Source organism: Azospirillum oleiclasticum, assembly GCF_013423485.1.
Taxonomy (GTDB): Bacteria; Pseudomonadota; Alphaproteobacteria; order Azospirillales; family Azospirillaceae; genus Azospirillum; species Azospirillum oleiclasticum.
The window spans coordinates 49,580-58,842 of sequence record NZ_JABFFR010000012.1 but is presented as its reverse complement, the minus strand read 5'-3'; the positions used below and the strand labels follow the sequence as shown (position 1 = coordinate 58,842).

General features: G+C 70.8%; 7 protein-coding genes. 4 read left to right on the top strand and 3 right to left on the bottom strand.

Annotation, left to right across the window (positions count from 1 at the left end; all coding sequences use genetic code 11):
• Positions 1 to 119: 119 nt before the first annotated feature.
• From HL658_RS15640 to HL658_RS15630, 3 genes are all read right to left on the bottom strand, one after another.
• The gene (locus HL658_RS15640; RefSeq protein WP_180282681.1) at positions 120 to 1,001 is read right to left on the bottom strand and encodes an SWIM zinc finger family protein; all 882 of its coding nucleotides are present in this window, start codon (positions 999 to 1,001) and stop codon (positions 120 to 122) included.
• A gap of 11 nt (positions 1,002 to 1,012) precedes the next feature.
• Positions 1,013 to 4,123: a DEAD/DEAH box helicase gene (locus HL658_RS15635; RefSeq protein WP_180282680.1), complete on the bottom strand. Its 3,111-nt coding sequence runs from the start codon at positions 4,121 to 4,123 to the stop codon at positions 1,013 to 1,015.
• A 169-nt stretch (positions 4,124 to 4,292) separates the two neighbouring features.
• Entirely contained in the window at positions 4,293 to 5,198 is a 906-nt protein-coding gene (locus HL658_RS15630; protein ID WP_180282679.1) for a LysR substrate-binding domain-containing protein, read from the bottom strand.
• Between the two features lie 159 nt (positions 5,199 to 5,357).
• Here HL658_RS15630 and HL658_RS15625 point away from each other — a divergent pair, with 159 nt between their 5' ends.
• The 4 genes from HL658_RS15625 to HL658_RS15610 all read left to right on the top strand — a co-directional run bounded on the left by HL658_RS15625 (position 5,358) and on the right by HL658_RS15610 (position 9,257).
• Positions 5,358 to 6,392, top strand: a complete 1,035-nt coding sequence (locus tag HL658_RS15625) for an ABC transporter substrate-binding protein (protein ID WP_180282678.1) — start codon at positions 5,358 to 5,360, stop codon at positions 6,390 to 6,392.
• An 80-nt stretch (positions 6,393 to 6,472) separates the two neighbouring features.
• The gene (locus HL658_RS15620; protein WP_180282677.1) at positions 6,473 to 7,528 is read left to right on the top strand and encodes an ABC transporter ATP-binding protein; all 1,056 of its coding nucleotides are present in this window, start codon (positions 6,473 to 6,475) and stop codon (positions 7,526 to 7,528) included.
• Between the two features lie 20 nt (positions 7,529 to 7,548).
• On the top strand, positions 7,549 to 8,460 hold the full coding sequence (locus HL658_RS15615) for an ABC transporter permease (protein WP_180282676.1): 912 nt from the start codon (positions 7,549 to 7,551) through the stop codon (positions 8,458 to 8,460).
• Positions 8,457 to 9,257: an ABC transporter permease gene (locus HL658_RS15610; protein ID WP_180282675.1), complete on the top strand. Its 801-nt coding sequence runs from the start codon at positions 8,457 to 8,459 to the stop codon at positions 9,255 to 9,257. Before HL658_RS15615 ends, HL658_RS15610 begins: the two co-directional genes overlap by 4 nt.
• Positions 9,258 to 9,263: the final 6 nt, after the last annotated feature.

The window sequence follows — 9,263 nt, the reverse complement described above, 5'->3', positions numbered from 1 at the left end:
GAAATGGGGGGCGGGCCACGGTCCGCCCCTTTTCGATTCGGCCGTTGCCGCCTTCGCATGATCCGAACGCTGCGCCGCACGGAGCGTGCGGGCTCAGCGATGCCGTGGAGCGGGGCCCGTCAAGCTCCACCCTCGCGGTCGGCCGGATCGCCGATCCCGGCCGCCCTGCGGGCCGCAGCCTCCAGCGCGCGGCCGAGGGCCGGCGCCGCGTCGGTCTCGCCGCGCCAGAACGGCACGGGGCCCAGCGAATCCAGGAGCGTGGCCCCGCCGTCGGCCGGGGCGGCCACGGCGACGAGGTCGGCGGGCACCGTCCCGCCCCGCCAGAAGGCGACCGCCTCCGCCGACAGCGGCTGCGGCGGCACCGGTTCGGCGGCCGGCGCGCCCTCCCCTTCCTCAAGCCCCGCCAGCACCACGTCGCGCGGCAGGCCGCGCAGGGTCAGCAGCAGGAAGGGGTCGCGGTCGAACGCCTCGGCCAGCAGGCAGTAGACGGCCGCCACATGCTTGCAGGGATTCGACCAGTCCGGGCAGGTGCAGCCGGTCTTCAGGTCGTCCAGCCGGGCGGGGAACAGGGCGACGCCGGCGGCGTGGAAGCTGTCCTCCAGCGTCTCCGGCATCTCACCGGCCAGCAGCCGCGCCGCCCCGGCCACGTCGGCCGCCAGCGCCGCCTGCACCCTGGCCCGCTCCTTCGCCGCCAGCGATTTCAGCGTGATGGTCACCGCGTAGGGCCTGGGACGGGAGCCCTGGACCCGCGCCGTCACCTTCCCCTCCCCCACCGACAGGTCGAGCACCTGCCCCTTGCGCGCGTAGCCGCGCCCGCGCGTCAGCCGGGCACCGATCTGGAAGGAATGCAGCACCTCCAGCCAGCGCCGCCCCCACCAGCTCGTGGCGAAATCGCCGCGCCGGTTCGCCGCCTTGATCCCGCCCGTCACCGTCTTCGGCTTCGACACCGGATAACGCCAGCCCTGGCCGTCGTCGTCATCGTCGTCGGTGCGGCGCGGCATCGGCCCCTCCCTCAGGCGACCGCGTCGGCGCGCAAGCTCAGCAGCGCCCGCAGATCGGCGGTGGACAGTTCGGTCAGCCAGTCCTCGCCGCTGCCGACGATGGCCTCGGCCACGCCCTTCTTGGCCTCGATCATCGCGTCGATGCGCTCCTCCAGCGTGCCGGCGCACAGGAACTTGTGCACCTCCACCATGCGTGTCTGGCCGATGCGGTAGGCGCGGTCGGTCGCCTGGTTCTCCACCGCCGGGTTCCACCAGCGGTCGAAGTGGAAGACGTGGCTGGCGCGCGTCAGCGTCAGCCCGGTGCCGCCGGCCTTCAGCGACAACAGGAACACCGCCGGCCCGTCCTCGGCTTGGAACCGCTCGACCATGCGGTCGCGCTTCGCCTTCGGCACACCGCCGTGCAGGAAGGGCACCTCCCGGCCGAAGCGGTCCTGGAGCGCCGCCTTGATCATTCCGCCCATCTCGGTGAACTGGGTGAAGACCAGCGCGCGCTCGCCCACCGCCAGAACCTCCTCCAGCATCTCCTCCAGCCGCGCCAGCTTGCCCGAGCGCCCGCCGCCGACGGGCGAGCCGTCGCCGAGATACTGGGCGGGATGGTTGCAGATCTGCTTCAGCCGCGCCAGCAACGCCAGCACCAGACCGCGGCGGCGGATGCCGTCCTCCTCCTCCAGCGCGCGCAGGGATTCCTCCACCACCGCCTGGTAGAGAGAGGCCTGCTCCTTGGTGAGCGTGCAGACCACCTTCATTTCCAGCTTGTCCGGCAGGTCGGCGATGATCGTCTTGTCGCTCTTCAGCCGGCGCAGGATGAAGGGGCCGGTCAGACTCTTCAGCCGGGCGATGGCGTCGGCGTCGCGGCTGACCTGGATCGGCACGAAGAAGTTGCGCTTGAAAGCCGCCCGGGTGCCGAGCAGGCCGGGGTTGAGGGCATCGAGAATGCCCCAGAGGTCGCCGACGTTGTTCTCCACCGGCGTGCCGGTCAGCGCCACCCGGTAGCCGGGCGGCAAGGCGCACACAGCCTTGGCCTGCCTGGTCTCCGGATTCTTGATGTTCTGCGCCTCGTCCAGCACCAGCCCGGTCCACGGGACGCCGGCCAGCGCCTCCGCGTCGCGCTGGAGCAGCGCGTAGCTGGTGACGACCAGATCGTGCGCGAGGCAGGTCTTGCGCAGCGCCGCTCCCTTCGTCCTCCCCAGCCCGTGGTGCACCATCACCGACAGGCCGGGGGCGAAGCGCGCCGCCTCCCGCTGCCAGTTGCCGATGACCGAGGTCGGGCAGACCAGCAGCGCCGTCGGCCGCGGCCGCCGCTCCGTCGCGGCCTCCTCCTTGTCGCGCACGAGAAGCGCCAGCGTCTGCACGGTCTTGCCCAACCCCATGTCGTCGGCGAGGCAGGCGCCAATGCCCCAGCGGCGCAGGAAGGCCAGCCAGGAATAGCCGCGCCGCTGGTAGGGGCGCAGCGTCGCCGCCAGGCCGGCGGGGGCGTCCAGCTCGGCCATGGGCTCGCGGCCGGTCAGCCGGTCGATCAGCTCGGCCAGCCAGCCCCCGGTGGCGACGGCGGCGGGCTCGTCGGCCGTGGCGCCGCCCAGCGCCATGCGCAGCAGGTCACGGGCGCTGACCGCGTCCCCCTGCGTCTTCAGGCGTTCGACGGCGGCCTTGATCTCGGCGGGATCGACCAGCACCCACTGGCCGCGCACCCGCACCAGCGGCGTCTTCAACTTTGCCAGCGCCATCAGGTCGCGGCGCGACAGGACGGCGTCGCCCAGCGCCACCTCCCAGTCGAAATGGACCAGCTCGTCCAGCCCGATGCCGGCCCCGCCTTCAAAGGCCGGGGTGCGGGCCTTGGCGCGGGCGCTGATCCGCGCCTTCGTGCCGCGGCCCGTCCACCAGGCCGGCAGCAGCACGCCGAAGCCGGCCTGTTCCAGCGCCACCGCGGCCGTGGTGAGGAAGGCCACCGCGCCGGCGGCGTCCGTCTCCACAGCGTCCGGAACGCCGGCCTTCAGCGCCGCTTCCAGCGGCGGCCACAGCCGCCCGGCCTGGGCGAAGGCCTGGAGCAGATACTCGCGGGAGCCCGCCCCACCCTTCCCTGCCCCACCGTTCCCCGCCCAGGCCTGCGCGGCCGGCAGCAGCAGGCTGGGGTCGGCGTGGGATTGCACCAGCAGGCGCACGGTCCAGGGTGCGACGGAGCCGGCCACGGCCGACGGAGCGTCCCCGTCCCCGGGATCGGCCGGGGCGGGCGGCTCCTCCAGACGCAGGCACAGCCGCACCGGGCTGGCCGCGGCAACGGCGACCGGGCGTTGCCACGCGGAGAGCCGCCGTTCCAGATCGGCGAGATCGGTCGCCTCCGCCCGCACCCGCGGGTCGCTGCCGACCAGCGCCGCCAGCCAGCGGTCGTCGGCCACCGTCGGGGCCACCGTCGAGGCGGGCAGCGGGGCGAGGCCGGGCGCGCCGCGCACCAACGCGTCCACGAAACCGTCCAGCACCGTCGCCAGCACCGCCATGGGCGCGGTGTCGGGCGGGGCCACGGCGGTTCCGGCCGCTCTCGCGGCGTCCGGCATGGCGCGGGCGAGGCGCGCCAGCGCCTGGGCGTCGCGGCCCAGCAGCACCGGCAGCCAGCGGGCGACGGCCCCGCCCGCCTCGCGCACAAGCGTCGGCAGCACCGCGCGGCGGCCCACCAGCGCGCCGGCGAAGCGCAGCACCACGGCCCAGTAAGCGAAATCGGCACCGGCGAACAGGCCCGGCGCCAGCGCCGGTTCGCCGCCGCACCGGCACAGCGCGTCGATGGCGGCCTCCACCGGCAGGGCGAAGCCGGTGGTGTCCCAGGGCGCCAGGTCGGGCGCGTCCGCAGCCTCCGGCGGCTCGGCCACGACGGGTGTGGAGGCCAGGGGTCGCCCGTCCGCGGTGGGCAGCCAGACGGTCAGCCGGTCCGGCTCGACGGGCAGATCGATGCCGAGCGCGTCCAGCGCCTCGTCGAGGGACTCGGCACCGGGATCGAAGGGCGTCGGCTCCGCACGCCCCCCCTTCGGCCGGCGGCCACGCGGGCGAGGCAAGGGGGCGGCCTGCGCGGCTGGGGCCTCTCCCCACAGGTGCAGCCGCCCGCCGCCGAAGGCGAGATGAAGAAAGACCGTCATGGCGATCGGCCGGCGCCCCTGTACTCGTGCCGTACCCTGGCCGCAGGGTAGGACGGCGGCCAGCCGGGGCGCAACGGCGGACCATCCCCACCGGAATGCGGCGATGGCGACAAGCGGCTGACCCTCCGGTACGGGAAGGGCCGGCAACCCGCAGCGCCACGCACACCCGTCACCCGGCGCTCCGCCGGTCGAAGGCGATGATTTCCGCGCGGAACCCGTCCAGGAAATCCTGGGCTATGGTGGACAAGGAGCGCTGCGCCGATTGGAGGATGGCGAGTTCGAAGTTGATCCGCGGCTTGAAGCGGCGGATGGCGACACCGCGCCCGGCATACTCCTCCGCCGTGAAAGGATCGACAATGGCCACGCCGGCACCGGACGCCACCATGGCGCAGGCGATCATGGTGAGCTGCGTTTCGACCCGCTGCGTACGGTTCACCCCGTGGTCGTCGAAGACGGCGTCGATCCGGTAGCGGAACAGCGTCGACGCGCCCAGTGAAATGAACGCCTCGCCCGCGAAGTCCCGCGGCTGCAGATACTCCTTCCCGGCCAGCGGGTGATCGGCCGGCACCACGGCGACAGCGGCGACGGACGGCGATTTCTCGCTGAGCACCGTGGCGTGTTCCAATGGCGCCTGACCGAAGCCCAGCTCGCATTGGCCCGCCGCCACCCAGTCCATGACCATGTTGGAGCTGCTGCCCCACAGGGACATGTCCACGCGCGGGCGCCCTTCCAGAAAGCGGGCGACGAAGCGTGGCAGGAAGCCGATGGCGAGCGCCGGCATGGCGGCGATGCGCAGCGTGCCGGCCCGCCGGGCCTGGAGATCGCGGGCGGTCTGCTCGATCCGCTCCAACCCGACGAAGGAGCGCTCGACCTCCTGATAGAGCGACAGCGCCTCGCTGGTCGGCGCGATGCGCGAGCCTCGACGCTCGAACAAAGTCAACTTCAGGGCGTATTGCAGATCGCCGATCAGCCGGCTCACGGCCGGCTGCGAGATGTTCAGCAGCTCGGCCGCCGACGTGATCCCGCCGGTCAGCATGACGGCGCGGAAGGCCTCGATCTGGCGGGAATTGAGCATGGATGGGCATCTTCCATGGCGACAAAGCGGTTGCAACATAACATCTTGTTATGGAGATCACCATAAATTCGATTTGACCATTATAGGTTCGTGGCGCCACGCTCGGTCCGTGCAAAAGAAACGCACATCTGGGGGCCAACGGAGACGGAGATGGGACCGATGCGGGCGTTCATCCTTGGGTTGATGTCGACGGCAGCCCTGTGCTGCGGGGCGGCGCAGGCGCAACAGAAGACGTTGTACGTCGCCGCCTATGGAGGCTCCTTCGAGCAGACCATGCGCAAGGAGATCATCCCGGCCTTCGAGCAGAAGCACGGGGTCAAGGTGGAATACGTCGCCGGCAACTCCACCGACAATCTCGCCAAGCTCCAGGCGCAGCGCGGCAACCAGCAGATCGACGTGGTGATCCTCGACGACGGCCCGATGTACCAGGCGGTGGCGCTCGGCTTCTGCGCCGATCTGGCGAAGGCCCCCGTCTATGACGAGCTGTACGACCTCGCCCGCATTCCGTCGGGCAAGGCGGTGAATGTCGGCGCGGTCGGCACCGGCTTCGTCTACAACAAGAAGATGTTCGAGGAGAATGGCTGGCCGGCCCCCGCCTCCTGGAACGACATCAAGGATCCCAAGTACAAGAAGAAGCTGGTGATCCCGCCGATCAACAACTCCTACGGCCTGCACGCGCTGGTGATGATGGCGCGGCTGAACGGCGGCGGCGAGAAGAACATCGAGCCGGGCTTCAAGGAGTTCGCCGGCACGATCAACCCGAACGTCCTCGCCTACGAGCCGTCGCCGGGCAAGATGACCGAGCTGTTCCAGAGCGGACAGGCGGCCATCGCCGTTTGGGGGTCGGGCCGCGCCAAGGCGCTGGCCGACACCGGCTTCCCGGCGGCCTTCGTCTACCCCAAGGAGGGCGGCATCCTGCTGGCGTCCGCCGCCTGCCCGATCGCCGGCAGCAAGAACGCCGCCGAGGCGCAGCAGTTCGTGCAGCACATGCTGATGCCCGACGCGCAGACCTCGCTGGCCGTCAGCGCCGGATTCGGCCCGGTCAACAAGACCGTGACGCTTCCGACCGAGAAGCAGGCGGGCATCCCCTACGGCCCGGAGCAGATCGCCAAGCTGATGGTCGTCGATTGGGACACCATCAACGCCAACCGCGAGGCCTGGAACAAGCGCTGGACCCGCGAAATCGAGCGCTGAAAGATTGGGTGCGTCCAACCCTTTCCCGCCCCGGGGGGAGGGCTGGACGCCACCCCCGCGCGGACATGGAGACGCACCCCATGCCTTATCTTGTGCTCGACAGTCTGACCAAGCGGTTCGGTTCCTGGCTGGCCGTGGACGGCCTGTCCCTGACCGTGGAGAAGGGGGAACTGGTCTCACTGCTCGGTCCCTCCGGCTGCGGCAAGACCACCACCTTGCAGATGATCGCCGGCTTCCTGGACCCCACGTCGGGGCGGGTGACGCTGGACGGTGCCGATCTGCTGGCGAAGAAACCGAACGAGCGCGGGCTCGGCATCGTGTTCCAGAGCTACGCGCTGTTCCCGCACATGACGGCGGCGGAGAATGTCGCCTTCGGGCTGGAGATGCGCGGCGTGCCGCGGGCGGAGCGGGAACGGCGGGTGGCGGAGACGCTGCAGCTCGTCGGGCTCGGCGCCTTCGGCGATCGCCATCCGAAGCGACTGTCGGGCGGCCAGCAGCAGCGCGTGGCGCTCGCCCGCGCGCTGGTCATCCGGCCCAGCCTGCTGCTGCTGGACGAGCCGCTGTCCAACCTCGACGCCAAGATGCGCGAGGAGATGCAGGTGGAGCTGCGGCGCATCCAGCGCAGCGTCGGCACCACCATGATCCTCGTCACCCACGACCAGTCGGAGGCGATGGCCCTGTCCGACCGGGTCGTCATCATGAACAAGGGCCGGGTCGAGCAGATCGCCGCTCCACAAGCCGCCTACGACCAGCCGGCCAGCGCCTTCGTCGCCAACTTCCTGGGGCGTACCAACCTGTTGCAGGGCGTGGTCAGCGGGGACGGCCGGGAGCGCCGGGTCGCGGTGGGCGGCGCTGTCTGGCCGGTCGGCGAGGAGGTGCCGGAGGGGCCGGGGGTGGTGACGGTGCGGCCGGAGAAGGTCAGCTTCGTCGCCGGGTCCGGCGTGCCCGGCCGGGTGCAGGCCCGCGTCTTCCAGGGCACGCAATGGCTGTTCGAGGTGGCGACCGACGCCGGCCCGCTGACCGTCATCCGCCAGCATGACGGCCAACCCCTGCCGGCCGAGCAGGACAGCGTCCTCCTCGGCTGGCGGCCGGAGGACATGCGGGTCATGGCCGGCCAGCCGGCCGCGTCCCCATGACGACCGTCGAAGACACACGCATGGCGACGGACATCCACACCCCCACCCCGGCCACCGGCCCGACGACCACGCGGCCCGAGACACGGAACTGGACGCCCTACCTGCTGAGCCTTCCAGCCCTGGCCCTGTTCGCCACGCTGCTGGTGGTGCCGCTGGTGATGACGGCGCTGCTGTCGCTGAACAGCTTCGGCTTCTACACCGGGATCGAGAATGTCTGGCGGCTCGACAACTACCTGGAGATCGTCCGCGACGATTATTTCCACGAGGTGTTCCTGCGGACCTTCCGCATCGCCTTCCTGGTGACGCTGCTGTCGGCGGTGATCGGCGCTCCGGAGGCCTACATCCTCCGCCGCATGCGGGCACCCTGGCGGGGCATCTGCCTGCTGATCGTGCTGGGGCCGCTGCTGATCTCCGTCGTGTCGCGCACGCTGGGCTGGGCGCTGCTGTTCGGCTCCACCGGGCTGATCAACCAGGGCCTGATGGGCGTCGGGCTGATCGCGACGCCGATCGAGTTCATGTACACGGAGACCGGGGTCGTCATCGCGCTGACCCATGTGCTGGTCCCCTTCATGGTGCTGTCGGTGTGGGCCTCGCTCCAGCGGCTCGACCCGCAGGTGGAGAACGCCGCGCTGTCGCTGGGGGCGAAGCCCTTCACCGTGCTGCGCAGGGTGGTGCTGCCGCAGGTGGTGCCCGGCATCCTGTCCGGCTCGATCATCGTCTTCGCGCTGGCGGCCAGCGCCTTCGCCACCCCGGCCATCATCGGCGGACGGCGGCTGAAGGTGGCGGCGACGCTGGCCTACGACGAGTTCCTGAACACGCTGAACTGGCCGCTCGGCGCGGCGGTGGCGGTGCTTCTGCTGGCCGCCAACATCGTCATCATCGTCGGCTGCAACCGTCTGGTCGAACGTCGCTACAAGCAGGTGTTCGAATGAGCCGCAACGGACCCATCGCCCTGATCTTCCACGCGTTGTTCCTGGGATTCCTGCTGGCGCCGATCCTGATCGTGTGCGTGGTCGCCTTCACCCCCGAAGGCTATCTGTCGCTGCCGACCCGCGGGCCGTCGCTGCGCTGGTTCCGCGCCATCGGCGACAACCCGGAATTCATGCGCGCCTTCCGCGACAGCCTGCTGCTGGGGGCGCTGTCCTCCACCATCGCGGTGGCTGTGTCGGTGCCCGCCGCACTCGCCATCGCCCGCCACCAATTCGCCGGACGGGAGGCGGTCACGGCGTTGTTCCTGTCGCCGCTGATGGTGCCGCACATCGTGCTGGGCATCGCCTTCCTGCGCTTCTTCACGCAGATCGGGCTGGGCGGCACCTTCGCCGGGCTGGTGCTGAGCCATGTCGTCATCATCCTGCCCTTCGCCCTGCGGCTGATCCTGGCCGCCTCCACCGGGATGGACCGGTCGATCGAGAACGCCGCGGCCTCGCTGGGTGCCTCGGGCTGGACGGTGTTCCGGCGGGTGACGCTGCCGCTGATCCTGCCGGGGGTGGCGAGCGGCTGGGTGCTGGCCTTCATCAACAGTTTCGACGAGGTGACGATGACCGTCTTCATCGCCTCGCCGGAGACGACCACGCTTCCCGTGCGCCTCTTCCTCTACATCCAGGACAACATCGACCCGCTGGTGGCGGCCGTGTCGGCGGCGCTGATCTTCCTGACGGTGGGCGCGATGCTGATCCTCGACCGGCTCTACGGGCTCGAGCGGCTGCTGGTCAGCCGCGGACAGGAGTGAACGATC